Origin of the sequence: Burkholderia sp. JP2-270 (assembly GCF_003233675.1) — a bacterium.
Classification (GTDB): domain Bacteria; phylum Pseudomonadota; class Gammaproteobacteria; order Burkholderiales; family Burkholderiaceae; genus Burkholderia; species Burkholderia pyrrocinia_C.
In genome coordinates this window covers 287204-311352 of record NZ_CP029825.1, presented here as the reverse complement: position 1 = coordinate 311352, position 24149 = coordinate 287204, and the positions used below count along the sequence as shown (strand labels likewise).

20 protein-coding genes are annotated in these 24149 nt (G+C 69.0%); 6 read left to right on the top strand and 14 right to left on the bottom strand.

The window, feature by feature from the left end; translation table 11 throughout:
- Positions 1-35: 35 nt before the first annotated feature.
- From DM992_RS19060 to DM992_RS19045, 4 genes are all read right to left on the bottom strand, one after another.
- Positions 36-1103: an ABC transporter ATP-binding protein gene (locus DM992_RS19060; RefSeq protein WP_111018177.1), complete on the bottom strand. Its 1068-nt coding sequence runs from the start codon at positions 1101-1103 to the stop codon at positions 36-38.
- Positions 1096-2868 carry an iron ABC transporter permease gene (locus DM992_RS19055; RefSeq protein WP_111018176.1) on the bottom strand — a complete coding sequence of 591 codons (1773 nt, stop codon included), beginning with the start codon at positions 2866-2868 and terminating at the stop codon, positions 1096-1098. The genes DM992_RS19060 and DM992_RS19055 overlap by 8 nt, the downstream gene beginning before the upstream one ends.
- 100 nt (positions 2869-2968) lie before the next feature.
- Entirely contained in the window at positions 2969-4069 is a 1101-nt protein-coding gene (locus DM992_RS19050) for an ABC transporter substrate-binding protein (protein WP_111018175.1), read from the bottom strand.
- A gap of 218 nt (positions 4070-4287) precedes the next feature.
- The gene (locus DM992_RS19045) at positions 4288-5775 is read right to left on the bottom strand and encodes a PLP-dependent aminotransferase family protein (protein WP_111018174.1); all 1488 of its coding nucleotides are present in this window, start codon (positions 5773-5775) and stop codon (positions 4288-4290) included.
- Between the two features lie 102 nt (positions 5776-5877).
- Between DM992_RS19045 and DM992_RS19040 the strand changes: the two genes are divergently transcribed.
- The 3 genes from DM992_RS19040 (at position 5878) to DM992_RS19030 (ending at position 9561) form a co-directional block, all read left to right on the top strand.
- Complete coding sequence (locus DM992_RS19040) at positions 5878-7113, top strand: multidrug effflux MFS transporter (RefSeq protein WP_111018173.1); 1236 nt, start codon at positions 5878-5880, stop codon at positions 7111-7113.
- A 125-nt stretch (positions 7114-7238) separates the two neighbouring features.
- Positions 7239-7910, top strand: coding sequence for a response regulator (locus DM992_RS19035; protein ID WP_047903423.1), 672 nt, complete (start codon positions 7239-7241; stop codon positions 7908-7910).
- Between the two features lie 229 nt (positions 7911-8139).
- Positions 8140-9561 (top strand): sensor histidine kinase, encoded by a 1422-nt coding sequence (locus DM992_RS19030; RefSeq protein ID WP_111018172.1) that lies wholly within the window; start codon positions 8140-8142, stop codon positions 9559-9561.
- A gap of 178 nt (positions 9562-9739) precedes the next feature.
- On the opposite strand, the gene DM992_RS19025 is transcribed toward DM992_RS19030, so the two are convergent.
- The 8 genes from DM992_RS19025 to DM992_RS18990 form a co-directional block, all read right to left on the bottom strand.
- Complete coding sequence (locus tag DM992_RS19025; protein WP_111018171.1) at positions 9740-10606, bottom strand: MOSC N-terminal beta barrel domain-containing protein; 867 nt, start codon at positions 10604-10606, stop codon at positions 9740-9742.
- Positions 10607-10699: 93 nt separating this feature from the next.
- Positions 10700-11653, bottom strand: coding sequence for an ABC transporter substrate-binding protein (locus tag DM992_RS19020; RefSeq protein WP_111018170.1), 954 nt, complete (start codon positions 11651-11653; stop codon positions 10700-10702).
- A 37-nt stretch (positions 11654-11690) separates the two neighbouring features.
- On the bottom strand, positions 11691-12872 hold the full coding sequence (locus DM992_RS19015) for a cytochrome c (RefSeq protein ID WP_111018169.1): 1182 nt from the start codon (positions 12870-12872) through the stop codon (positions 11691-11693).
- A 50-nt stretch (positions 12873-12922) separates the two neighbouring features.
- Positions 12923-13750 (bottom strand): ABC transporter ATP-binding protein, encoded by an 828-nt coding sequence (locus DM992_RS19010; RefSeq protein WP_111018168.1) that lies wholly within the window; start codon positions 13748-13750, stop codon positions 12923-12925.
- Positions 13744-14841: an ABC transporter permease subunit gene (locus DM992_RS19005; RefSeq protein WP_111020289.1), complete on the bottom strand. Its 1098-nt coding sequence runs from the start codon at positions 14839-14841 to the stop codon at positions 13744-13746. Before DM992_RS19005 ends, DM992_RS19010 begins: the two co-directional genes overlap by 7 nt.
- A 4-nt stretch (positions 14842-14845) precedes the next feature.
- Positions 14846-15880 (bottom strand): ABC transporter substrate-binding protein, encoded by a 1035-nt coding sequence (locus DM992_RS19000; protein WP_111018167.1) that lies wholly within the window; start codon positions 15878-15880, stop codon positions 14846-14848.
- A gap of 33 nt (positions 15881-15913) precedes the next feature.
- Positions 15914-16753, bottom strand: coding sequence for a class II aldolase/adducin family protein (locus DM992_RS18995; RefSeq protein ID WP_111018166.1), 840 nt, complete (start codon positions 16751-16753; stop codon positions 15914-15916).
- 20 nt (positions 16754-16773) lie between these two features.
- Positions 16774-17859 (bottom strand): LLM class flavin-dependent oxidoreductase, encoded by a 1086-nt coding sequence (locus tag DM992_RS18990; RefSeq protein ID WP_111018165.1) that lies wholly within the window; start codon positions 17857-17859, stop codon positions 16774-16776.
- 255 nt (positions 17860-18114) lie between these two features.
- On the opposite strand from DM992_RS18990, the gene DM992_RS18985 reads away from it, so the two are divergent.
- Complete coding sequence (locus DM992_RS18985) at positions 18115-19452, top strand: acyl-CoA dehydrogenase family protein (protein WP_111018164.1); 1338 nt, start codon at positions 18115-18117, stop codon at positions 19450-19452.
- Positions 19453-19513: 61 nt separating this feature from the next.
- Here the strand turns inward: DM992_RS18985 and DM992_RS18980 are convergent, their stop codons facing one another.
- A complete protein-coding gene (locus DM992_RS18980; RefSeq protein ID WP_204356157.1) occupies positions 19514-20488 on the bottom strand; it encodes a LysR family transcriptional regulator in 975 nt (324 codons plus the stop codon).
- Positions 20489-20505: 17 nt separating this feature from the next.
- On the opposite strand from DM992_RS18980, the gene DM992_RS18975 reads away from it, so the two are divergent.
- Both DM992_RS18975 and DM992_RS18970 read left to right on the top strand, forming a co-directional pair.
- A complete protein-coding gene (locus DM992_RS18975; RefSeq protein ID WP_111018163.1) occupies positions 20506-21072 on the top strand; it encodes a cysteine dioxygenase in 567 nt (188 codons plus the stop codon).
- 104 nt (positions 21073-21176) lie between these two features.
- Positions 21177-22802, top strand: a complete 1626-nt coding sequence (locus DM992_RS18970; protein ID WP_111018162.1) for a rhodanese-related sulfurtransferase — start codon at positions 21177-21179, stop codon at positions 22800-22802.
- 59 nt (positions 22803-22861) lie between these two features.
- On the opposite strand, the gene DM992_RS18965 is transcribed toward DM992_RS18970, so the two are convergent.
- On the bottom strand, positions 22862-24007 hold the full coding sequence (locus DM992_RS18965) for a glycerophosphodiester phosphodiesterase (RefSeq protein ID WP_111018161.1): 1146 nt from the start codon (positions 24005-24007) through the stop codon (positions 22862-22864).
- Between the last annotated feature and the right edge of the window lie 142 nt (positions 24008-24149).

The following is a 24149-nucleotide window of genomic DNA, read 5'->3' as shown; positions in this document are numbered from 1 at the left end:
GCAGATGCGGCGGCGTGCGGGCCGCCGCGATCGGGTCAGCCCGCTTTTGCGAACGCCCAGCAGTCGTTGGTCGGGAATTCGAGCCAGTGCTTGCCGGCCGCGCGCGGCACGTGGCCGAATGCGCGCAGGCGCATGTCGCCGCAATGGAACAGGTATTCCCAGCGGTCGCCGAGATACATCGACGTGACGAGGTCGGCCTGCAGCCGGTTCGCGCCCGGGCCGTCGGCGACCTGCACGCGCTCGAGACGGATCACGGCCTGCGCGTCCTGGCCCGGCGCGAGCGTGTCGCGCGCGAGCGCGCGCAGCTCCCAGCCGTCGCCGGCGAGCGTCACGCATTCGCCGTCGATCGCGGCGACGCGCGCGTCGATCCGGTTGTTGCTGCCCATGAACTCGGCCGTGTAAAGCGAACGCGGCGCGCCGTACAACTCGGCCGGCGTGCCTTCCTGCTCGATGCGGCCGTTGCGCAGCAGCAGGATGCGGTCGGACATCGCCATCGCTTCGGTCTGGTCGTGCGTCACGCACAGTGCCGACAGCCCGAGCGACACGATCAGCTCGCGCAACCACGCACGCGCTTCCTCGCGCAGCTTCGCGTCGAGGTTCGACAGCGGCTCGTCGAGCAGGATCACCGGCGGGTTGTAGACGAGCGCGCGCGCGATCGCGACGCGCTGCTGCTGGCCGCCCGACAGCTGATGCGGAAAGCGTTCCGCGAGATGGCCGAGGCCGAGCTGGTCGAGCGCGGTCTGCACGCGGCGCTTCTGTTCGGCGGGTGCGACGCGGCGCAGCTTCAGACCGTAGCCGACGTTGTCGGCGACGGTGCGGTGCGGCCATAGCGCGTACGACTGGAACACGAGGCCGAGCGAGCGCTGCTCGACGGGCAGGTCGACGCGCTTCGCGCCGTCGAAGAACACCCGCTCGTCGAGCTGGATGCGGCCGTCGGACGGCTGTTCGAGGCCGGCCACCGCGCGCAGCAGCGTGGTCTTGCCGCTGCCCGATGCGCCGAGCAGGCACACGACTTCGCCGGCCTTCAGTTCGAACGACACGCCCTTGAGGATCGGATTGGCGCCGTAGCTGAGATGCAGATCGTCGACGATGAGCTTATCCATGAAGTTTCACTCCGAAACGCAGGGCCACGCCGAGACCGGCGCCGACCATCGCGATGTTGATGACAGAAAGCGCGGCGACCTGGTCGACGGCGCCGGTCGCCCACAGCGACACGAGCAGCGCGCCGATCACTTCGGTGCCGGGCGACAGCAGGTAGACGGCCGTCGAGTATTCGCGCTCGAAGATCATGAAGATCAGCAGCCACGCCGCTAGCAGTCCGAAGCGCACGAGCGGCAGCGTCACGTCGAGCGACACGCGGCTGCGCGTCGCGCCGACGCTGCGGCCGGCTTCCTCGAGCTCGGGGCCGACCTGCAGCAGCGCGCTCTGGATGAGCCGCATCCCGTACGCGAGCCATACGACCGTGTACGCGATCCAGATGCTCCACATCGAGTTCTTCAGCTCGCGCAGGCCGGGGACGAACAGGAAGATCCACAGGAACGCGAGACCGGCGAGCAGGCCCGGCACTGCGCGCGGCAGCAGCACCAGATAGTCGAGCAGCTTGGTCGCCCAGTCGGGGCGGCGGTGGCCGGCAAACGCGACGAGCGAGTAGAAGCCGACCGCGAGCGCACCGCCGATAACGCCGATGCCGAGCGTGTTGACGATCGCGCGCACCAGGTTGTCCTGCTCGAACAGCTCGATGAAGTTCGACAGCGTCAGCACCTCGGCGAGCGCGACGCCTTCGCCCCAGTTGGTCACGAACGCACGCAGCACGATGCCCGAGATCGGCACGATCACGGTCAGCATCAGCCACAGCGCGACGATCGCGAGCGCGACCCAGCGCCACACGCCGAGCGGCAGCACCGTCGCGCGGCCGGCCTTGCCCTTCACCGTGACGAAGCGGTTGGCGGTTTTCAGCAGGCGGCGCTGCAGCAGCACGAGCGGGAACGTGATCGCGACGATGCACACCGCGACCGCGGCCATCAGGTGATACGACGGCACGCCGAGCTTGTTGGTCAGCTTGTACAGGTAGGTTGCGAGCACGAGGTGGCCTTCCGGATCGCCGAGTACGAGCGGCAGCCCGAACACCTCGAAGCCGAGGAAGAACACGAGCACGCCGGCGAACAGCAGCGCGGGCATCGTCATCGGCAGGCTGACGTCGAGCGCGACGCGGAACGGGCGGGCGCCCGTCACGCGCGCGGCTTCCTCAACGTCCGAGCCGAGGTTGCGCAGCGCGGCCGACGAATACAGATACACATGCGGCACGTGCGTGAGGCCGACGATCACGGTGATCGCGAAGATCGAATAGACGTTCCAGGGCACGTTTTGCACCCCGAACAGTTCCTTGAACCACACCGAGTAGAAGCCGACCGGGCCGGCCGCGACCACGTAGCCGAACGCGAGCACCATCGGCGACACAAACACCGGCGTGAGCAGCAGCGGTTCGAGCCAGCGGCGGCCGGGCAGGTCGGTGCGCACCATCAGGAACGCGAGGATGCCGCCGAGCGGGATCGAGATGAACAGCATCCCGCCGGCGATGATGAACGAGTTCTTCACGGCCGACCAGAAGTCGGGATCGCTGAAGATAAAGCGGAAACCTTCGATGCCGAGCGTCTTGTTCGCGTCGAAGAACGGCGCGGACAGCAGGCTCTGGAACAGGATGAAGCCGAGCGGCAGCGCGACCGCGAGGGTCAGTACCGCGACGACGATCCAGCGCAGCATGCCGGCGAGCGGCTGCAGGCTGTTGACCGGCAGCGGGGGAATCGCTCCGCCCTGGCCGGTGGTGAGCGCAACGGCCGGCGCCGTTCCGCGTGTGCTGGTTGAAAGCATGAGTTCGCCCCTGCGGCCATCCGGATGGCCGCCTCTAGGAAGTCGGTAAGGGGAAGCGGCCGCCCGCGCGATGCGTGGCGAGCGGCCGGCAGTCAGCGGATCAGCGCTTGATTGCCTGCTGCCATTGCTTCAGGAAGGCAAGGCGCTTCGACTGGTCGAGATAGACGAGCAGGCCGGTGCCGATCTGGATCGGCTTCAGCGAATCGCCGAGCTCCTTCGTCAGGCTCGCGGCCGACGTTTCGCCCGTGACGTCCGCGCGGATCGCGTACAGGTTCGCCTGGTTCGCGATCAGCGTCTGGCCGCGCTTCGACAGCAGGTAGTCGACCCACAGCTTCGCGGCGTTCGGGTTCTTCGCCTTCTTCGAGATCGTCGCGAGGCGGCTCACGACCTGCGTGTAGTCCTTGGGAAACACATAGCCGATCGATTTGTCCTTCTTCGCCTTCGCGTACGCATACGAACCGATGATGTTGTAGCCGATCAGGTTCTCGCCCGACGAGATCCGCTCCATCATCGCGCCCGTGCTCGACTGCAGCTTCGGGCCGGTCGCGCCGATCGCCTTCACGAGTTCCCACGTGACCTTCTCGTTCACGTGCGCGTCCTGCGTCAGGTAGTTGAAGCCGACGCCCGATTTCTCGATGTCGTAGGTCGTGACCTTGCCCTTGAACTTGTCGGCCTGCGCGGTGAGCAGCTTGATCAGGTCCGCGCGCGTCGTCGGCACTTCGTTCTCCGGGATCAGGCGCTTGTTGTAGACGATCGCGAGCGGCTCGAAGGTCGTGCCGTACGCCTGCTTCTGGTATTGCGCCCATTGCGGCACGTTCGGGCTTTCGGGCGAATCGTAGGACGCCATCAGGCCGTCGTTGACGAGCTTGACCTGCAGGTCCATCGCGGAGCTCCACAGCACGTCGGCGCTGGTGCTGCTCGCTGCATTCTCGCTGATGTAGCGGTTGTACAGCTCGGTGCTGTTCATGTCGTTGTACTCGACCTTCACGCCGTACACGCTTTCGAAGTCCTTGATCAGCGGACGCACGAGGCCCGTGTCGGTCGTCGAGTAGACGATCAGCTTGCCTTCCTTCTTCGCGGCGTCGATCACGCCCTGGTAGTTACCAGGATACCCGGCCGGAACCTGCGCGACGGCGCTGCCGGCGGCAGTGCCCAGGACGATCGTCAGCGCGGCGGCGAGGTGTTTCGGTGCAAACGGCATGTCTTCCTCCAGTTACCCATAGATGTTGTTCGAGTGACGCGGATGTTAATTGCGGGGCACTTTCAGCCTGCTTTCATTCCGGTTCACAATCGCGTCCTTTGTGTCATGGATTTCCCGAGGTCGAAACGACGGCGGCCGCGGTTCTCACGGCGCGCGGGGCGGTTTGAAAAGGGAAGAAAGCGGGTTGCCGCCGGACGCCGGAATGCCGGCAACGACCGCTACGCGGGTTGCGCCAGCAACTGGCCGAGGATTCGGCCGCCATGCCGCGCGTGCGCGGTCGTCAGTGCCGAATACCCGACGACGACACCCGCTTCGCACTCGGCGCTCCGACAGAATCCGCGGATCGTCTGCAATTCGACGCCGGCCGCGTGCGCCTGTGCGACGTACGATGCGTCGTCGATTCCGGGCGGCAGCCACAGCACGAAATGAAATCCCGCGTGCTCGCCGGACACCGTGTATTGCCCGCCGGCGTGTTTCGCCAACTGGTCGAGCACGATGTCGCGCCGCTGGCGGTACGCGTGGCGGCTGGCGCGCAGGTGCTTCGCGAAATCGCCGTGCGCGATGAAGCGGGCCAGCGCGAGCTGGGGCGCCACGCCGACGGAGCGCGCGGTCGCGTGCCACACGGCCGACAGCATTGGCCGCAGTTCCGCCGGCACGACCATGAAGCCGATGCGCAGCCCCGAGAACAGCGTCTTGTTGAATGAACCGCAGTAGATCACGCGATCGCAGGTGTCGAGCGATTTCAGCGCGGGCAGCGGGGCGGTCTGGTAACCGAATTCGCCGTCGTAGTCGTCTTCGATGATCCACGCCCGGCTGCGCTGCGCCCAGTCGAGCAGTTCGAGCCGGCGCGACACGGACATCGTGACGCCGAGCGGTGCCTGATGGGCGGGCGTCACGTAGGCCGCGCGCGCATCGGAATGGCGATCCAGCGACGCCGTGTCGATTCCTTCCCGATCGACCGGCACGTCGATCACGGTCGCGCCCGCGATCGTGAAAATCTGCCGGGCCGATGCATAGCCGGGATCTTCCATCAGCACCGTCGCGCCGGGCGCGAGGAGCGTGCGCGCGACGAGATCGATCGAATTCCGGATGCCGGTCGTGATGAAGATGTCGCCTGCCTTGCACGGAATGCCGCGGTATTCCCGCAGGTACGCGGCGATTTCGGCGCGCAGGCTTTCGACGCCTTGCGACGGCGTCGCCCCGAGGTCGTTCGCCGTCGCGGCAAGCAGGCTCGCCCCGAGCGCCTTCTTCCATTGCTGCATCGGCATCAGGCCGGGATCGGCGAGCCGCGCGACGAACGGGACGCCCGGGCGCACGCCATGTTCCGGCGCGGCCGCATCCGTCGCGCCGGCCGGCGCGGGGCCCGCGTCGGGGCGGCGGGGGCTGCTGTCGCGCGACTGCGCGGCCGCGCGCAGATAGCTGTCGGGCACCACCGCGCAGACCCGCGACCCGGAGCCGCGCGTACGCGCGATGTAGCCCTCGGAGCACAGCAGGTCGTACGCCGCTTCGACGGTTCCCCTTGCGACGCTCCAGCGTGCGGCCAGGGTTCGGCTGGACGGCAGCGGGCTGTCGCCGGGAAGCAGGCGCTTCAGGATCGCATCGCGAATCGCGTCGGCAATGCACGCCTGCTTCGACTGCGGGCTGCCGGTCGACAGCCCGGACGGGCGCGGCAGATCAAGCGGATTCGCGGCTTTGCCTCGCGGCATAGTGGTCCAGTCATTGTTCGATTTAATGGTCCTTCAGCTTATATCACTTTCCCCTTAGATTGCTGTCGACCACACCCATCCGACCGGAGACGGACTCACCGCATGAAGACACGTTCCTTGCCCCAGTGGGGCTGGCTGTTCCTGTTGATGCTCGTCGTGTGCCTGCCGCGAGTCACGATCGATGCGTACCTGCCGTCGCTGCCTGCGATGGCTGACGCGCTGCACGGCACCGACGCCCAATTGCAGCTCACGCTGACCCTCTACATGGTCGGGTATGCGCTGTCGATGCTGGTGTCGGGGCCGTTGTCCGATCGATACGGCCGCCGCCCCGTTCTCATTGGCGGCCTGTGCGTCTACGCGATCGCGAGCGTTGCGTGCGCGCTGTCGACCAGCGTCCCGGCGATCATCGCTGCACGCATCTTCCAGGCGCTGGGCGGCTGCAGTGGAACGGTGATCGGGCGCGTCATCGTGCGCGAGCGCTTTCCGACCGCGATGCAGGCCACGATGCTCGGTCGCATCTCGGCCGGCATGGCGCTGTCGCCGGTGATTGCGCCGCTGGCCGGCAGCGCGGTCGCCGAGTGGCTCGGCTGGCGCGGCGTGTTCGGATGGCTGGCGGCGGGCGGGCTGGTCGCGACGGCGATGGTGCTGCGCTACCTGCCCGAGACCCGCGAAAGCGACGCACGGCCGACGCCGGGGCGCGGGCTCCTGCGGACGTATGCCGGCCTGCTGCGCGAGCGCCGTTTCCTGCGCTACTCGCTGGCGATCAGCTTCGCCTACTGCACGTACTATCCGTTCATCGCGGAATCGTCGACGCTGTTTCAGCGGCAAATGGGCGTGTCCGGCCCGGTCTATGCCGCGATCTTCGGCCTGACCGTGCTCGGCTACCTGATCGGTTCAAGCGTGTTCGCGCGGACCAGCGGCCGCTGGAAAGCCGATTCGGTCATCGTGGCGGCGGCAGCCGTCAATCTGGTCGGCGCCATCGCGCTGTGGGGCTGCGGTGCGATCGCCCCGACGGCGCTGGCAGCCCTCGTCGCGCCGATGTTCGTCGTGATGATCGCCGTCGGGATCGCGATTCCGGCCTGTCAGTTCGCGGTGATGCAGCCGTACACGAAGATCGCCGGCACGGCGTCCGGGCTCTTCTTCTTTATCCAGATGGCGATCACGGCCGCGTGCGGCGGCGTGCTGGCGTGGCTGTCGGATGGAACGGCCCGCCCGATGATTGCCGTCACGGTCGGCGCGAGCGTCGCGTTCCTGGCGGTGGTCGTCGGTCTTCGCGAGCGGAACGTAATCGACGGTTCGCGCTTTGTGACGGGGAGCCATCCCGCCGCCGAGCGATGAGCGGCGGTCGGCCGGACCGGGCGGCGCGGGTTCGCCGGGGCGGCGCAACCGGTGTTTCCGCGAGGCGTCGACATGGAAAGGATCATGTAATGTAGCGGCCTGTCGCTGACCTTACCGGAATCCCCATGCGTGTGCTGCTCGTCGAAGACAATCCGAACCTGGCCCAGTCGCTGAACGACGCGCTGAGCGCCGCGCGCTTCGCGGTCGATCACATGGCGGACGGGGAGGCGGCGGACCACGTGCTGCGCACGCAGGATTACGCGCTGGTGATCCTCGATCTCGGGCTGCCGAAGCTCGACGGGCTGGAGGTGCTGCGGCGGCTGCGCGCGCGGCGCAATCCGGTGCCGGTGCTGATCCTCACCGCGCACGGGTCGGTCGAGGACCGCGTGAAGGGGCTCGATCTCGGCGCCGACGACTATCTCGCGAAGCCGTTCGAGCTGACCGAACTGGAAGCGCGCGCCCGCGCGCTGATCCGGCGCAGCCTCGGCCACGAGCATTCGCGCGTCGAATGCGGGCCGCTTTCGTACGACAGTATCGACCGCAGCTTCCACCTCGCGGGCGAGCCGCTGTCGCTCACGCCGCGCGAGCGCTCGGTGCTCGAGGTGCTGATCCTGCGCAACGGTCGTGCGATCAACAAGGAAACGCTGTCGGAGAAGATCTTCGGGCTCGACGAGTCGGTCAACGCCGACGCGATCGAGATCTACGTGTACCGGCTGCGGAAGAAGCTCGAGAACACGGGCGTCGCGATCGTCACGCTGCGCGGGCTCGGGTATCTGCTCGAAGCGAAGGCGGTATGAGTTACGCCCCCCACGCTCACTGGCTCTGCACGGGACCGGAGTACGCGCTAAAGCGCTACTCCGGATCGACAGCTTTGCATGGGACCGGAGTAAGCGCCAAAGGCGCTAACTCCGGATCGACAGCTTTGCATGGGACCGGAGTAAGCGCCAAAGGCGCTAACTCCGGATCGACACGTTCGCTGCCCGCCAAGGGGGCGCATGGCTTCCTTGGGGAGGCCCGGCGGGAGCCATGGTAACCCGCCCGAACCTGCGCACGCAGGTCGCGCTGTGGCTGCTGCTGCCGCTGCTCGGCCTGCTCGCGCTCGACTCGTGGCTCACGTACCAGCGCGCGATGAGCGCCGCGCACGTCGCGTTCGACCGCACGCTGTCGTCGTCGCTGAAGTCGATTCGCGAAGGCGTGCGGCTCAACGACGGCGAGGTCGAGGTCGACCTGCCGTATCTCGCACTCGAAATGCTCGAATCGAGCGACGGCGGCAAGATCTACTACCTGATCCGCGAGGACAACGGCCGCACGATCACCGGCTACCCGGACCTGCCGCTGCCGCAGGGGCGCGACGCCGGCGACGGCGCGCTGTTCGTCACGCGCTACTACGACGTCGTCTATCGCGACGAGCAGTTGCGGATGGCGGCGCTACGCATACCGGTGCACGACGTGCCGACCGCGCAGTCGCGCATCGTGTGGGTGATGGTCGGGGAAACGATCGAGGCGCGCCAGGCGCTCGCCCGCGAGATCCTGGTGGGCTCGCTGCTGCAGGAAGGGCTGCTTGTCGTGCTCGCGCTCGGGATCGTATGGCTCGGTGTCGGCCGCGGGCTGCGGCCGCTGAACCGGCTGTCGGCGACGGTCGCCGCGCGCAGCGAGGACGATCCGACGCCGCTCGACACCGGCGCGATGCCGAGCGAGCTTGCACCGCTCGTCGATTCGATCAACCAGTACATCGGCCGCACGCAGCGGATGCAGGTCGCACGGCGCCGCTTCTTTGCCGATGCGGCCCATCAGTTGAAGACGCCGCTCGCGGCCGTGCAGGCCGGTGTCGAGCTCGCGCTGCGGCCCGACGAGCAGCCGCGCGCGGACGCGCACCTGCGGCGCGCGAACGGCGCGGTGCGGCAGGCCGCGAAGATCGTCCAGCAACTGCTGTCGCTGTCGCGGCTCGATTCGGACAGCGGCCATGCGGTCGCGCACAAGCCGGTCGCGCTGCACCGGCTCGCGCGCAGCGTGACGCTCGACTGGTCGCCCGTCGCACGCTCGCGCGACATCGATCTCGGCTTCGAGCACGAGGCCGACGTCGACGTGCACGGGCAGTCGGAGCTGCTCGGCGAAATGATCGGCAACCTGATCGACAACGCGATCCGCTATGCGGGCGACCGCGCGGTGATCACGGTGCGGGTGTCGCGCGACGGCGAGCATGCACGGCTCGACGTGATCGACAACGGGCCGGGTATTCCGGCGGACGAGCGCGACGCGGTGTTCGAGCGCTTCCATCGCGGCAGCAAGACGCAGACGGTCGAAGGGACGGGGCTCGGTCTGTCGATCGTGCGGGAGATCGCGCGGGTGCACCAGGGCAGCGTGAAGCTCGCCGACGCGGCGGGCAGCGGGCTGGTCGTGACGATCCGGCTGCCGGCGGCGCACGCTGCGGACCAGCGCGCGGCGTGACGGCGTGTGTTGTCCGATGAGGATTCGCGTGCCGAGTTACTGCAGCGCAAGCGCGACCTGACGACCGTTGTGGACCGGTACCGGTCACGCACGTTCCGGTACGAACCGCCGACGTCGGCCTGCGTGCCGGACCGGCCGCTTTGCGGCTCCGCAAGCTCCAGGATTCCGCGAGCGCGTCTTAATCGCCGAACCCGATCTCCGCTTCGACCGTCTGGCCGATTTCGAGCCAGGCACCAGCGCCTTCGACGACGATCGCGTTGATGCCGAACGTCACCGCATCGTCGTAGTTCGGGTTTGCGCGATAGGTCTGCATCGTGTCGGTCGGTTCGTGCGGCCATGCGGGATCGGGCACGCCGGTGACCTGGTCGATCGTCGGTATCGGGCAGCGCGTGCACAGCTTCACGAGGCGCAGCCGCACCGGCGTCGCGCCGTCGGTGTCGAGGTGTTCGACGAAATCCTCTTCGTATGCATCGAGATCCGACACGACGATGTTCGGGCGGAAGCGGTTCATCGGAATCGGCGGCGCGCCTTTCGCGGCGAGCCGCGCGTTCAGGTCGTCGAGCGACGACTGGCCGATCACGAGCAGCGGATAGCCGTCCGCGAACTGCGTGTGCGTATCGATCTCGCCGGTCCATTTGCGGCTGCAGCCGCGGCGTGCGTCAGGCCCGAAGCGCGCGAGCTTCGTGGGCATGCCGAGGAATTCGGTGAGCCATGCGGCCGTTTCGGCGCCCGTGTCGATCGCATCGACCGTGTCGCGCCAGACGGTCGCGGCCATTTTCGGCGTGGCGGGCGACACGTCGCCGTCGAGCGGCGTGCGGATCTCGCGCATGCCCGGCGCGTTCAGCACGAGTGCATCGCTGTCGAGCGCGGTGCGGATCAGCGCGAGGCGCGGGTGCGTGCGCTGCGTGATCATCTGCCCGTCTGGATCGGTGATCAGCCAGTGGCGGTCGTATGCGAGGCCCGTTTCGAGCAGTTGCGCACGCGTCAGCGCGATGCCGGCGCAGGATTTGATCGGGTAGACGAAAAGTTCGCTGATGGCTGGCATGGCGCTGGCTTCGAATGACGTGGATGGTCAAAGCGCGATTGTGCCAGATCGTGCCGAAGCCGTTCGGGCGGTTGCGCACCGCCGCGCGGCGGGTCATGCGAGCGGGAAACCCGCGTCGAAGGTCGTGCGCACGTCGAGCGGCTGGCGCAGCAGCCCGGCCTTCAGATAGAAGTCGGCCGTGCGCTGCTGTTCGGCGATCACCGTCGCATCGATCGGCAGCCAGCGCGTGTTGCGGCGCTCGAACTGCAGCTTCGCGGCTGCCGGCGGAATGCCGATGATGCGTGCGAGCGCCGCGGAATACGCGTCGACATGCCGGTACGACCAGGTCTGGGCGCGCACGACGCGCCGCAGGAAATCGTGCAGCACGTCGCGCTTCGACGCGATCGCGGCGTCGGTCGCCGCGAGATAGCTGAGGCCCGACCACAGCCCGCGGCCGTTGACGAGCACACGCGCGCGGCCGCTCGTTTCGGCGAGCGCCGTGTAGGGCTCCCACGTCGCCCATGCGTCGATCGATCCGGTTGCGAGCGCAAGCATCGTGTCGGCCGGCGGCAGGAAGCGGAACGACACGGCATCGGGCGGCAAGCCGGCCGCGTCGAGCGCCTTCAACGTGACGAAATGCCCGATCGAGCCGCGCGTGGTGCCGATGCGCTTGCCCTTCAGGTCGGCCGCGCCTTTCAGCGCCGCGTCGGGCCGCACGAGCACGGCCGTGCCGTACGGATCGGAACGGTTCGCGCCGATCACCTTGAGGCGTGCGCCCGACGCGAGCGCGAAGATCACCGGCGCGTCGCCGATCGGCCCGCAATCGACGGCGGCCGCGTTCAGCGCTTCGGCGAGCGGCGCGGCAGCCGGGAACTCGGTCCATGCGATGTCGTATGCGAGGCCGTTCAGTTCGCCGGCCGCTTCGAGCAGCGCGCGCAGCCCGCCTTTCTGGTCGCCGGCGTGCAGCAGCGGCCGTGTGCCCGATTGCGCGCGCAGCGCGGCCGGGGCCGCGGCGATCGTGGCGAGGGCGCTTGCCTGGGCGAGGAAATGGCGTCGGGTCGGATTCATCGTGAAGTTCGGTTGATCGAAAGAGAGGTTCGGGAATTCAGTGCGGGAGCCCGGCCTGCACGTCGCGGACGGGTTCTGCGTCGACGCGCAGCAGCAGCGCGGTCAGCGGGTCGCCGTTCGCGGCGGCCGCCGTCGGCCGCGCAGCGGCATCGGAACGACACAGCAGGTCGGCATCCGACCAGCCGGCGCTGCCCGGCAGCGCGCGCGCCCGCAGCCAGCCGCGCCTGTCGGCGAGCAGTTGCGTGCCGCCGAGCGCGTCGGGTGAGACGCCGGCAATCGTCGCAAACGCGAGCCATGCATCGGGCGTCGACGCGACGCAGTTCGCGCGGGTGCCGGTTGCCGGCGGCACGGCCGCGCCGCGCGCAGTGACGAGCAAGGTTTGCCAGCGCGCGTCTTCCGGCGGTGGCGCGACGCCCGGTGCGAGCGCGACGATCCGCACGCGCTGGCCTTCGCGCCAGCGATCGAGCGGTTGGGGCGCGGCGGCGCCGCAGCGCACGTCGAGCGCCGGCAGCGGGACGGGCACGGGCCACGCGCCTTCGGCCTGCGCGCCGCTGCCTGCAGAGAGCGCTTTCAGGTAGTCCAGCACGGCCCACGTGTCCTGCGGGCCGAGCGTCGCTGCGAAGCCGGGCATCGTCGGTGCGCGGTGTTCGTCGCGCGTGCCGTGGCGCACGCGCCAGAACAGTTCGCCGTCGAGGCGACGCGCGAGCAGCGCGCCGGCAAAGGTCGGCGGCCAGTGCGCGAGCGTGGCCGCGAGCGGACCTTCGCCACGGCCGTCCGCGCCGTGGCAGGCCGCGCAGTGCTGCGCATACAGGTGCGCGCCGCGCATCACGTTCGTCACCGAAAACGGCGCGGGATCGCGCTGGAAACTCGTCGGCACGGCGGGCGCGAGCCACAGCGATGATGGCGGCCACGGTGCGAACCAGGCAACGGCGAGCGCGGCGATCGCGGATGCGAAACGCCATTTGCGCGAAGCGAGCGCGATGCAGGCGAGCACGACGGCCAGCGCCGTCAACGCGCCGGCGAGCGCGAGTTGCCGCGTGAGTCCCGCGTCGATGCGCAGCGTCTCGAGCGCGATCCGGTGCGTCCACGGCCATGCGGCCTGACCGTCGGCGTCGCCGGTCAGGCCGACCGCGTACAGCACGCGCGCCAATGCGACTTGCGCGCGATACAGCAGTTGCAGGAATGCGAGCACCCAGTCGGAGAACGGCGGCGCGTTCATCGGCCGCGTTCCCGCCGCGCGGCGGCCAAGCGTCGAACGGCACCCTGCATCTACCAGCTCGCATCCAGCCCGAGATGCCGCAGCGCGTCGTGACGCAGTTCGGCGAGGCGCGGGTCGCCGCGATGGCGCGGGTAGGGCAGGTCGACGTGCAATTCGGCAACGATCTGTGCCGGACGCGGTCCGAACACGATCACGCGCTGCGCGAGAAACAGCGCTTCCTCGACATCGTGCGTGACGAGCAGCGCGGAGAAACCGTCGCGTTGCCACAGCGCGGTCAGTTCGGCCTGCATCGTGAGCCGCGTCAGCGAATCGAGCTTGCCGAGCGGTTCGTCGAGAATCAGCAGGCGCGGATCGTTGACGAGCGCGCGGGCGAGCGCGACGCGCTGCGCCATCCCGCCGGACAACTGATGCGGAAACACGTTCGAGAATTCCTGCAGCCCGACGCGTTCGAGCGCATCGTCGACGCGATGCTGCGCGACGCGCGCCACGCCGCGCGCTTCGAGGCCGAGCGCGACGTTCGCGCGCACGCGTCGCCACGGGTACAGCGTCGGGTCCTGGAACACGACGATGCGCGACGGATCGGGTCGCTCGATCGGTACGCCGTCCTGCGCGATCGTGCCTTGCCGCGCGGCGTCGAGGCCCGCGACGAGGCGCAGCAGCGTCGATTTCCCGCAGCCGCTCGGACCGAGCAGCGCGACGAATTCGCCGGCCGCGACCGACAGCGTGACGTCGTCGAGCACCGGCAGCGGGCCGCCGGGGCCGTCGAACGCATGGCTCACGCGGCGGATGTCGATGCGCGCGCCGCGCGGCGCCGTGACGGTGGACGAAGCGGCGGGCGAAGCGGCAACGGACGGTTCGAGTACGGCGGCGCTTACCATTTGACGGTTCCTTTCTGCCACGCGAGTGCGCGGTCGCGCACCGCGAACAGCAGCGCGATCAGCCCGGAAAACAGCAGCGCCATCACGATCAGCGCCGCATACATGTTGACGTACGATGCCCAGCCCTGCGCCCAGCTCAGGTACCAGCCGAGCCCCGACTTGACGCCCATCATCTCGGCGACGACCAGCACCGTGAACGATGCGCTCAGCCCCATGAAGATGCCGACGAACACGTGCGGCAGCGCGGCCGGAATCGCGACGCGCAGCACCAGGAAGCGCGCGTTCGCGCCGAGCGTGCGGGCCACGTCGTAATACTGCTTGTTGACGCTCGCGACGCCCGACCACGTCAGCACCGCGACCGGGAAGCCGGTCGACAGCGCGATCAGGAACGCGGCGGCGGAATAGCTCGACGGGAAGAAGTAGAACGTGAGCGGCAGCAGCGCGGTGGCCGGCACGGGGCCGAGCACGCGCAGCACCGGATGCACCCAGTAGCCGATCCGGCGCGACCAGCCGATCGATACGCCGACGGCAAAGCCGACCGCGACGCCGTACGCAAACCCGAGCGCGAGCAGCTTCAGCGTGTTGCCGGCGCTGCCGAGCAGGCGCGGCCAGTCGTCGACATACACCTCGATCAGCGCCTGCGGCGGTGCGAAGAAAGGCGTCGGCAGCCAGCCGGTTTTCGCGGTGACGATTTCCCATGCGGCGAGCACGAGCGGCAGCGCGACGAGCCACGGTCCGGCCGGACGCACGCGCGCGAGCCGCGTGCGGGTGGCGGGCACGAGATGGCCGAGCGTCGCGACGACGAGCAGCAACGCGGCGATCGTCCATGCCGCCGTGCCGAACGTGTCCGTGTATGCCCAGTCGGTGAAGCCGACGACGCGGTTCGGCCACAGTTGCGTGAGCGCGCCGAGCGCGGCCCACGCGAACGCCGCGACGATGCCGGTCGGCCAGGTGCGTGCGCGGCGGGCGTCGGCGGCCAGCGTGGCTTCGCAGGCCGTGCAGGCGATGCGAGCAGGCGCAGTGGAGGCAGCGGCGCCGTCGGCCGGTGCCGATGCAGCGCGCGCGGGGGAGGCATGTTCGATGGTCGACATCGCGTCACCCCAGCACGTTCGCATAGACCTGCTGCGCGAAGCGCTGCGGGTCCGTGCTTTTCTTCAGCACGCTGATGCGGCGGAAATCGTCCGCATAGAACGCGATTTCCTGCTGCAGGTCGACGTTGGTCGGATGATGCGTATAGGTGAGCGTCGCGTACAGCTTGCGCAGGTCGTCGGGGCTGATCTTCGGCGAATACTTCGCGAATACCTTCGCGGCCTCGTTCGGGTTGTCGTGCGTGTACTCGGTCGCCTGCACGATCGAACGCGCGAGCGCGGCAGCGGCCGGCCGGTCGTTGCGCACGAGATCGCCGCGCGCGCCGATCACGCAGCACACCTTGCGCGCGTATTCGCCGGACAGGTTGGTCGCGAGTTCCGCATACGCGCCGTTGCTGCGCTTTTCGAGCAGAAAGAGATTCGGGTCGCCGTCGGCGATCGCATGGATCTCGCCCTTGTCGACCGCGACGCCGAGCAGGTCGGCCGGATACTGCCGCCACGTGATGTCGCGCTCGGGATCGATCCCGTTCTTCGCGAGCAGGATCGAGAAGAAATGCTTGCCGGGCGCGGCGAGATCGCTGACGCCGACCGTCTTGCCCTTCAGCGCCTGCAGCGTCGTGACGCCGGCTGCCTTCGCGCCGACCAGCCGCACGCAGCCGCCATGCGAGCTGCCGATGATCTTCACGTCGAAGCCGGCTTCGAGCGGTTTCAGCCAGCGGTGGATCATTCCGACCGCCGCATCGGCCTTGCCGGTCGCGATCGATTCGAGCAACTGGTCGGTCGACCCGCTGTAGTTGATCAGGTCGACCTTCAGGCCGTTTTTCTCGAAGAAGCCGCGCTCCTGCGCGACGACGATCGGCGTCAGGCAGAACGCGTTCTGGTTCCACGCGAACGTGAGCTTCTTCAGCGGCGGCGCGGACCATGCGTTGCGGCCGAGCGTGATCGCCGGCGCGGCGAGCGCGGCGGCGCCGGCCGCGCGCAGCAGCCGGCGGCGTTTGTCGTCGTGCGCGATGGCCGGCGCGGGTGCGGTGGGTTGGGTCATGGTGGTCTGGTCTCCGGGCTTGCGGAAGGGCGCTCAGTCGAGCAGGTCGGGTTCGTCGGCGACGACGCGCGCGAACAGGCTGTCGAACGCATGCAGCGCGCCGTCGGGGCCGCCGATCTGGCCGTGCGTGTGGCGCGCGGTTGCGTGATCGATCGGCTGCGGCGTGCCGGCCGCTTCGGCCAGCAACTGCGTGTGCGCGGCGTTGTCGAGCGCGATGTACCACCATGCGGCGGCCTCGACCGTCGGGCCGGCCGTCAGGATTCCATGGTTCTTCAGGATCACGCCCTTGTGCGTGCTGCCGTCCGGCTTTGAAAGCGCATGTGCGATCCGCGCGCCTTCGCTCGTGTCGACGACCATCCCCGTGAAGTCGTCGAACAGCGCGTGATCCTCGTAGAACACGCACGCGTCCTGCGTGAGCGGATCGAGCGGGCGGCCGAGCGTCGACCACGCCTTGCTGTAGGTCGAATGCGTGTGCGCGGCGGCGACGATGTGCGGGTGGGCTTCGTGGATCGCCGCATGGATCGCGAACGCGGCCTTGTTCAGCGGCCGCGTGCCGATCGCGGTTTCGCCGTGCGCGTTGACGAGCAGCAGGTCGGACACCTTGATCTGCGAGAAATGCACGCCGAGCGGATTCACCCAGAAATGGTCGGGCAGTTCCGGATCGCGCGCGGTGATGTGACCGGCGAGCCCGGACGCGAAACCGTAGCGCGCGAACAGGCGGAATGCGGCCGCGAGCCGTTCCTGCCGGTGGCGGCGTTCGGAGGCGACGTCGATGCGCGGCGCGGGCGGGTCGAACCAGAAATGCTGGCGTGGCGCTTCGGCGAGCACGAGGCCCGATGCGGTACGAACGGGCGTGGCGAGGGCGGCGGACATGGCGTGCGGCTCCGTTGGCGTCATGCGGCGCGGCGCGCCGCGTCGCGTTCCGCGACAGCGCTGCGCACGCGCGGAATCAGTTCGCGACCGTAGTCGATCGCGTCTTCGAGAGGATCGAAGCCGCGGATCAGGAACGTCGTCACGCCGAGGTCGTAGTAGTCGAGCAGCGCATCGGCAACCTGTTCGGGCGTGCCGACGAGCGCCGTCGAATTCGAGCGCGCGCCGGTGAGCTTCGCGATCTCGGTCCACAGCCGCTTGTCGACGCGCGAACCGCGTTCGGCCGCGGCGAGCAGGCGGCGCGCACCTTCGCTCTGCTGCGGGCCGCCGGCGCCGAGGCCGGCTGCTTCGCGCAGCCGGCGCGTTTCGTCGAGGATGCGATGCGCGCGCGCCCACGCTTCGTCCTCGGTCGCGGCGAGGATCGGGCGGAACGATACGGAGAAACGTACCTGCCGGCCGTGCAGAGCGGCTTCGGCGCGCACGCGCGTCGTCAGGTCGCGCACCTGGTCAAGCGATTCGCCCCACAGCGCGTAGACGTCCGCGTGCTTGCCGGCCACCGCGAGCGCAGCGTCCGATGCGCCGCCGAAGTAGATCGGCACATGCGGCTGCTGGAACGGCTTCACTTCCGAAAAACCCTGCTTGAACCGATAGTGCGCGCCGTCGTGATCGAACGGCTGCGCTTCGGTCCAGATCCGCCGCAGGATGCCGAGATATTCGTCGGTACGCGCATAGCGCGCGTCGTGGTCGAGGAAATCGCCGTCGCGCTGCTGCTCGCTGTCCGAGCCGCCGGAGATGAAGTGCACGGCGAGCCGGCCGCGGCTGAACTGGTCGAGCGTCGCGATCTGCCGCGCGGCGAGCGTCGGCGCGGTGAAGCCCGGGCGATGCGCGAGCATGAAATGGATGCGCTCGGTTGCGGCCGCCGCGAACGCGATCGTCAGCGTCGCCGACGGGCCGGTCGAGTGATGCGGCACGAGGATCCGGTCGAAGCCGGCCGTTTCGTGGGCACGCGCAAAGTCGCGCACATAGTCGGGATCGACCACGGGGCCGGACGGCGGGTGGATTTCCGACTGCTTCTGGCTCTGGATCATGCCGATGAATTCGACGCTCATCTGGGTCTCCGGTGCAGGGACGGCCCGGCGCATCGCCGGGCAGGAATGGAGCGCAGGTTAACGCCGTGATCATGCGGAATGGAAATAATCAATCCCGATTTGAATATCAGATTTGCATGGTTTGGGTGGCTGAGCGTTGCGCATACGCTGTGGGCTCACGAACGATCGGGCGCGCGTCGGCGCCGTGCCGCGCGCCGATCGATCACCGCTATTGCCGGCGTTGCCGCGTTTGCACTACCCAGGGAATCCGTCTCGATGTCCGCCAGCCTTGCCGCTTCCTCACCGTCGCCGCAGCCGCCTTCGCTGCGCCTTCTGCCTGCCGACGACGCCGACGATGCAGAAGACGCGCGCGTCGCCGCGCTGCTCGACCGCCTCGCCCCCGAACTCGCCGCCGACGCCGCGCGCAACGACGTCGACGGCCGTTTCCCGCACGAGAACTTCGCACGGCTGCATCGCGCGGGGCTGATCGCGCAGGTCGTGCCGCGCGAACATGGCGGCGCGGGCGCGACGCTCGCGCGGGCGAGCCGGATCGTGGCTGCCGTCGCGCGCGCCGATCCGGCGACCGCGCTGGTGCTGACGATGACGTATCTGCAGCATCGCGCGCTCGGCCGTGCCGACAGCCGCTGGCCTGCCCAGGTGCGGTGCGCGGTGTTCGACAGTGCGGTCGCGCAAGGCGCGCTGATCAACGCGCTGCGCGTCGAGCCGGCGCTCGGTTCGCCGTCGCGCGGCGGCCTGCCGGAAACGGTCGCGCGCCGCGACGGCGACGGCTGGCGGTTGTCCGGCCACAAGCTGTACAGCACCGGGATTCCGGCGCTGCGCTGGCTGGCCGTGTGGGCGCGTACCGACGAACCGGAGCCGCGCGTCGGCGTGTTTCTCGTGCCGCGCCGCCGTGATGCCGACGGCGAGCGCATCCGCGTGATCGAAAGCTGGAATCACCTCGGCCTGCGCGCATCGGGCAGTCACGAAGTCGTATTCGACGATGTGCGGCTGCCGGCCGACCACGCGGTCGACGTGCGCGCGCCGCACGCGTGGGCCGTATCGGCCGCGACGCATGCGGATGCCGACGCGCACGCCGACCAGCACGCGTGGATGGTCGCGCTGCTCGGCAGCCTGTACGACGCGGTGGCGCGCGCGTCGCGCGACTGGCTGGTCGGATTCGCGACGACGCGTGCACCGAGCGGGCTCGGTGCACCGCTCGCGACGCTGCCGCGCGTGCAGGAGGCGGTCGGCGAAATCGAGGGCTGGCTGCACACGAACCGCGTGTTGCTCGACGATCACATCGCGCGCACCGACGCCGGCAACGCGCCGCCGGTCACGACGAGCGGCCTCGTCAAGCGGACCGTGACCGAGCACGCGATCCGCGCGGTCGAGCAGGCGCTGAAGCTGTCGGGCAATCACGGGCTGAGCCGCGGCAATCCGCTCGAACGCCACTATCGCGACGTGCTGTGCAGCCGCGTGCATACGCCGCAGGACGACGCGATCGCGGTGGCGGCGGGGCGTGAGGTGCTCGAGTCGGCGAGTCGGGGCGACACGAAAGCGGACACGGGCGGGGCGTCGCGCAACGATGTCGAACGCGGCCGAAACGATGCGTGAGCGGTGCAGCGCTGCGGCGGAAGCGAACAGGGCGGCGCGAAGCAGACGCCGCTCCGTACGGTCATGCAGCCTTGCCGTGCGTCTGCTCGGGCAACGCGAATGCCGCGCGCGCATGCGCGGCGACGGTCGCGAGCGGCGCGTCGAAGCGGGCCGCATCGTGCCGGCGCAGCAGCCACAGATCGATCTGCGGCTTGAAATCGGCGAGCGGCACGATCTCGAGCGCGTCGCGCAGCGGGCTGCCTTCGACGAGCGGCAGCGGCATCAGCCCGATGCCGAAACCGTTTGCGACGCTCTGCAGTTGCAGGTCGCGGCCGTAGGCGTCGAGTGTGACCGGCATCGGCAGGCCCTGTGCGTCGAGCGCGCGCCGCAGGCCCGCGCGAAAGCCGCAACCGTCGGGATTGAGCACCCAGCCGCGCGCGTGGCAATCGGCGAGCCGGTAGCTGCGGCGCGGCCAGTCGCCCTTGCGGCCGACCGCGACGAGCCGCGTGGCCAGCACCCGTTCGCCTTCGACGTATGGCGGCAGCACCATCTCGCGCGCGAGGAATACGAGCGCGGCATCGAGTTCGCGGCGTGCGACGCGCTCGACGAGCATGCCGCCCCACGCGGTCGTGACCTGCGTCGCGAGTGCGGGCCATTGCGTGGCGAGTTCGGCGATCAGCGCGGGCAGCATCAGTTCGCCGAGCCCCTGCGTGAGACCGATCCGGAATTCGCCGGCGGGCGGTTGCCGGCCGGCCGTCAGTTCGCGCAGCGCATCGACTTCGCGCAGGATCGCGCGACACTGCTCGAATACCTGCCGGCCGATGTCGGTCGGGCGCGGCGGCTTCGTGTTGCGATCGAGCAGGATCACGCCGAGCGCTTCCTCGAGATTCTGGACGCGCCGCGTGATCGCGGGCTGCGTCATCCCGAGTTCGGCCGCGGCCTGGCTCAGGGTCTGGCAGCGGACGACTGCTGCAAAAGCGTCGATATCGCTAATTTTCATGTTTGTTCTGCATGGTCTTTCAGGTGCATCATGACGATCCATCATATTCGGCATCATATTCGAGGAGGCAGCCGATGAGTACGCTTTCGTTGCATCAGACGCCGCTGCGTCCGTTCGTCGACGGTCTGGGCGCGCTGCTCGCGTCCGGCGCGAACGAGGCGCGCATCCTCGACGAGGGCGGCACGCTGCTCGCCGCGCTCGTCGAACGCGACGACTGGCTGCCCGACGCGTTCGCGCAACCCGATCCCGTGCGCTATCGGCAGTACCTGCTGCATCTCGACCCGGACGAGCGGTTCTCGGTAGTCAGCTTCGTGTGGGGGCCCGGCCAGACGACGCCGATCCACAATCACACGGTGTGGGGGCTGATCGGGATGCTGCGCGGCGGCGAGTTCTCGCAGCCGTACCGGTTCGACGAAGCGGGCAAACCCGTGCCGGCGGGCGAAGCCGTGCGCCTGCAGCCGGGCGAGGTCGAGGCCGTGTCGCCGCGCATCGGCGACGTCCATCGCGTGACCAACGCATTCGCCGACCAGGTATCGATCAGCATCCACGTGTACGGCGCGAACATCGGCAAGGTCGAGCGCGCGGTGTACCTGGACGACGGCACCGTGAAGCCTTTCGTGTCCGGCTATTCGAACGCCTGACGCAAGGCCGGCCGGAGCGGCCCGTAGCGGGCGTGCGCCGGCAGGCCGAAGATTCATCCGTTTCGCTTTCTTCACCGACTTCAACAGAATCCGACAGAGACATCGTGACGCAATCCGCCGATTCCACCTCCCGCTTTCCCGTCGCGTCGTTCCAGGACGTGCGCGCGCGCCTGCTTGCCCGCGACGAGCTCGCGCTGATCGACGTACGCGAGGAAGATCCGTACGCGCAGGGCCATCCGCTGTGGGCCGCCAACTTTCCGTTGTCGAAGCTCGAACTCGACGCGTGGACGCGGATTCCGCGCCGCGACACGCCGATCGTCGTGTTCGGCGAAGCGGGCGGCGAGGATCTCGCGCCGCGCGCGGCCGCGAAGCTCGCGCAGCTCGGCTATACCGACGTGCGGCTGCTCGACGGCGGCCTCGCGGGCTGGCTGGCCGCGGGCGGCGAGCTGTTCATCGACGTGAACGTGCCGAGCAAGTCGTTCGGCGAATGGGTCGAGGCAGAGCGGCATACGCCGTCGCTGTCCGCGCAGGAAGTGCAGGCGCTGATCGACGCGAAGGCCGATGTCGTGATCGTCGACGCGCGCCGTTTCGACGAATACCAGACGATGAACATCCCGACCTCGACCAGCGTGCCGGGCGCGGAACTCGTGCTGCGCGTGCGCGCGCTCGCGCCGAATCCGCGCACGCAGGTGATCGTCAACTGCGCGGGCCGCACGCGCAGCATCATCGGCACGCAGTCGCTCGTCAACGCGGGGCTGCCGAACCCGGTCGCGGCGCTGCGCAACGGCACGATCGGCTGGACGCTCGCCGGCCAGACGCTCGAGCACGGCGCGGCGCGCCGCTTTCCGGACGAGATCGACGCGACGCAGCGCGCCGAGGCTCGCCAGGCTGCACGCGCGGTGGCCGAACGCGCCGGCGTGCCGCGCATCGCGCTGGCGGATGTCGCCGCGCTCGACGAGCCGGGCCGCACGCTGTACCGCTTCGACGTGCGCACGCCGGAGGAATACGAAGCCGGCCACCTGCCGGGCTTCCTGAGCACGCCAGGCGGCCAGCTCGTGCAGGAGACCGACCATCACGCGGCCGTGCGCGGCGCGCGGATCGTGCTCGCCGACGACGACGGCGTGCGCGCGGACATGACCGCGTCGTGGCTCGCGCAGATGGGCTGGGACGTGCGCGTGGTCGAACCGGCCGGCGCGGCGGCGTTCGGCGAGCGCGGCCAGCCGCCGCGCGACGTGCCGGCGACGCCGCCCGCGACCGACGTGTCGCCCGCGACGCTCGCGGGCTGGCTGAAGGAAGCCGTGCCCGGCGAACTGGCGATCGTCGACGTGACGGCCAGCGCGAACTACGTGAAGCGCCACATTCCGGGCGCCTGGTTCGTCGCGCGCGCGCAGTTGCGCGACGCGCTTGCGGCGATCCCGCCCGCGAAGCGCTACGTGTTCACGTGCGGATCGAGCCTGCTCGCGCGGTTCGCTGCGGACGACGCGCGCGCGCTGCTGCCGGCTTCGGCCGACATCCGGGTGCTGACCGGCGGCACGGCCGCATGGATCGATGCCGGGCTGCCGCTCGAAAGCGGCGAGACGCGGCTCGCGTCGCCGCGCGTCGACCGCTACCGGCGCCCGTACGAAGGCACCACTAACGCGGCTGCCGCGATGCAGGCGTATCTCGACTGGGAATACGGGCTGGTCGACCAGTTGAAGCGCGACGGCACGCACCACTTCAGCGTGATCTGACAGCCTATGGCGGAGCCGGGCGCAGCGGCACGCAGCGCGCCGCACCCGGCTCCGCACGTTCAGCGCTTGAACGTATCGACGGCCGTGCGGCCGACGGCCGGATCGTCGGTGAAGAAGCCGTCGATGCCGGCGCGCAGGTAGGCCTGGATCTCGCGCACCGAGCCGGCCGGGTTGCGCGTGGCCGGCGTGCCGCCGTCCTTCAGCGACGTGGGCAGGAAGTTGTTTTCCGGGCGGAACGTATACGGGTGCACGACGAGGCCGGCCTCGTGCGCGTTGCGCACGTACGGCGTCGGCTGCTGCAGCGTGCCGTCCGCGGCGACCGCGATGATCGACGTCTTGTACGGGCCGACGCCGTTCGCATAGGTCGCGATCTCGCGCATGCCGTCGCGCGTCGACAGGTCGCCGTAGGTGCGCTTGTCGTTCGCCTTCACGAAGTCGTACGGGCGCTGGCCGGCTTCGTCCATCAGCTGCACGAGCTTCCAGTTCGGCTGGCTCGACTTGATCCGGTTGCGGATCGTCTTCAGGTTCGCGACCTCGAACGACTGGATGTAGACGGTCGCCGTGCGCGACGTGTACGAATCCTTCAGCAGCGCGTCGACAAGGCGATCCTCGAGCGGCAGGTTGATCGACTGGAAGTAGGTCGGATGCTTGGTTTCCGGATACAGGTGGATCGTGCGGCCGGTCTGCGCGGACATCTGCTTCGCGAGCGCGACGATCTCGTCGAAGGTCGGAATCTCGAACTGGTCGTTGTACGCGGTGTTCGCGGGGCGGATCTGCGGAATGCGCTCGCGCGCGCGCAGCGTCTTCAGTTCGGCGAGCGTGAAATCCTCGGTGAACCAGCCAGTCAATTGAGCGCCGTCGATCGTCTTGGTCGCCTTGCGGCCTGCGAACTGCGGCAGCGCCGACACGTTCGTCGTGCCCGAGATCTCGTTCTCATGGCGCGCGACGAGCACGCCGTCGCGCGTCGATACGAGGTCGGGCTCGATGACGTCCGCGCCGTCCTCGATCGCCTTGCGGTATGACGCGAGCGTATGTTCGGGGCGCAGTGCGCTCGCGCCGCGATGGCCGACCACCTGGACCTTCGCGGAAATCGGCTGCGTGGGATCGGACGTCAGGTCGTCGTCGCCGCCGCACGCGGCGAGCAGGAAGGCGGCGGCACAGGCGAACGGGACGTAGCGCAGGGCGCTCGGGCGCGTGAAGAACATGTCGATGAACCTTCGAAACGGGAGTCGGAAAAGTCGGGAAAGGGCGCTCGCTTCGCCGGCGCGGCTGTTGCGCCGTGCCATACGGAGTCGAACGGGACGCGATCGTCGCATCGAATAATTACATATGTATTACTTTGTCCTT

What these genes read in the sequence shown, in the direction of transcription:
- DM992_RS18990 (WP_111018165.1), bottom strand. Translation starts at nt 17,859, where the DNA reads ATGAGCGTCGAATTCATCGGCATGATCCAGAGCCAGAAGCAGTCGGAA.
- DM992_RS19040 (WP_111018173.1), top strand. Translation starts at nt 5,878, where the DNA reads ATGAAGACACGTTCCTTGCCCCAGTGGGGCTGGCTGTTCCTGTTGATG.
- DM992_RS19025 (WP_111018171.1), bottom strand. Translation starts at nt 10,606, where the DNA reads ATGCCAGCCATCAGCGAACTTTTCGTCTACCCGATCAAATCCTGCGCC.
- DM992_RS19060 (WP_111018177.1), bottom strand. Translation starts at nt 1,103, where the DNA reads ATGGATAAGCTCATCGTCGACGATCTGCATCTCAGCTACGGCGCCAAT.
- DM992_RS19030 (WP_111018172.1), top strand. Translation starts at nt 8,140, where the DNA reads ATGGTAACCCGCCCGAACCTGCGCACGCAGGTCGCGCTGTGGCTGCTG.
- DM992_RS18980 (WP_204356157.1), bottom strand. Translation starts at nt 20,488, where the DNA reads ATGATGCCGAATATGATGGATCGTCATGATGCACCTGAAAGACCATGC.
- DM992_RS19045 (WP_111018174.1), bottom strand. Translation starts at nt 5,775, where the DNA reads ATGCCGCGAGGCAAAGCCGCGAATCCGCTTGATCTGCCGCGCCCGTCC.
- DM992_RS19020 (WP_111018170.1), bottom strand. Translation starts at nt 11,653, where the DNA reads ATGAATCCGACCCGACGCCATTTCCTCGCCCAGGCAAGCGCCCTCGCC.
- DM992_RS19015 (WP_111018169.1), bottom strand. Translation starts at nt 12,872, where the DNA reads ATGAACGCGCCGCCGTTCTCCGACTGGGTGCTCGCATTCCTGCAACTG.
- DM992_RS19055 (WP_111018176.1), bottom strand. Translation starts at nt 2,868, where the DNA reads ATGCTTTCAACCAGCACACGCGGAACGGCGCCGGCCGTTGCGCTCACC.
- DM992_RS19010 (WP_111018168.1), bottom strand. Translation starts at nt 13,750, where the DNA reads ATGGTAAGCGCCGCCGTACTCGAACCGTCCGTTGCCGCTTCGCCCGCC.
- DM992_RS19000 (WP_111018167.1), bottom strand. Translation starts at nt 15,880, where the DNA reads ATGACCCAACCCACCGCACCCGCGCCGGCCATCGCGCACGACGACAAA.
- DM992_RS18975 (WP_111018163.1), top strand. Translation starts at nt 20,506, where the DNA reads ATGAGTACGCTTTCGTTGCATCAGACGCCGCTGCGTCCGTTCGTCGAC.
- DM992_RS18995 (WP_111018166.1), bottom strand. Translation starts at nt 16,753, where the DNA reads ATGTCCGCCGCCCTCGCCACGCCCGTTCGTACCGCATCGGGCCTCGTG.
- DM992_RS19050 (WP_111018175.1), bottom strand. Translation starts at nt 4,069, where the DNA reads ATGCCGTTTGCACCGAAACACCTCGCCGCCGCGCTGACGATCGTCCTG.
- DM992_RS18985 (WP_111018164.1), top strand. Translation starts at nt 18,115, where the DNA reads ATGTCCGCCAGCCTTGCCGCTTCCTCACCGTCGCCGCAGCCGCCTTCG.
- DM992_RS19005 (WP_111020289.1), bottom strand. Translation starts at nt 14,841, where the DNA reads ATGTCGACCATCGAACATGCCTCCCCCGCGCGCGCTGCATCGGCACCG.
- DM992_RS19035 (WP_047903423.1), top strand. Translation starts at nt 7,239, where the DNA reads ATGCGTGTGCTGCTCGTCGAAGACAATCCGAACCTGGCCCAGTCGCTG.
- DM992_RS18965 (WP_111018161.1), bottom strand. Translation starts at nt 24,007, where the DNA reads ATGTTCTTCACGCGCCCGAGCGCCCTGCGCTACGTCCCGTTCGCCTGT.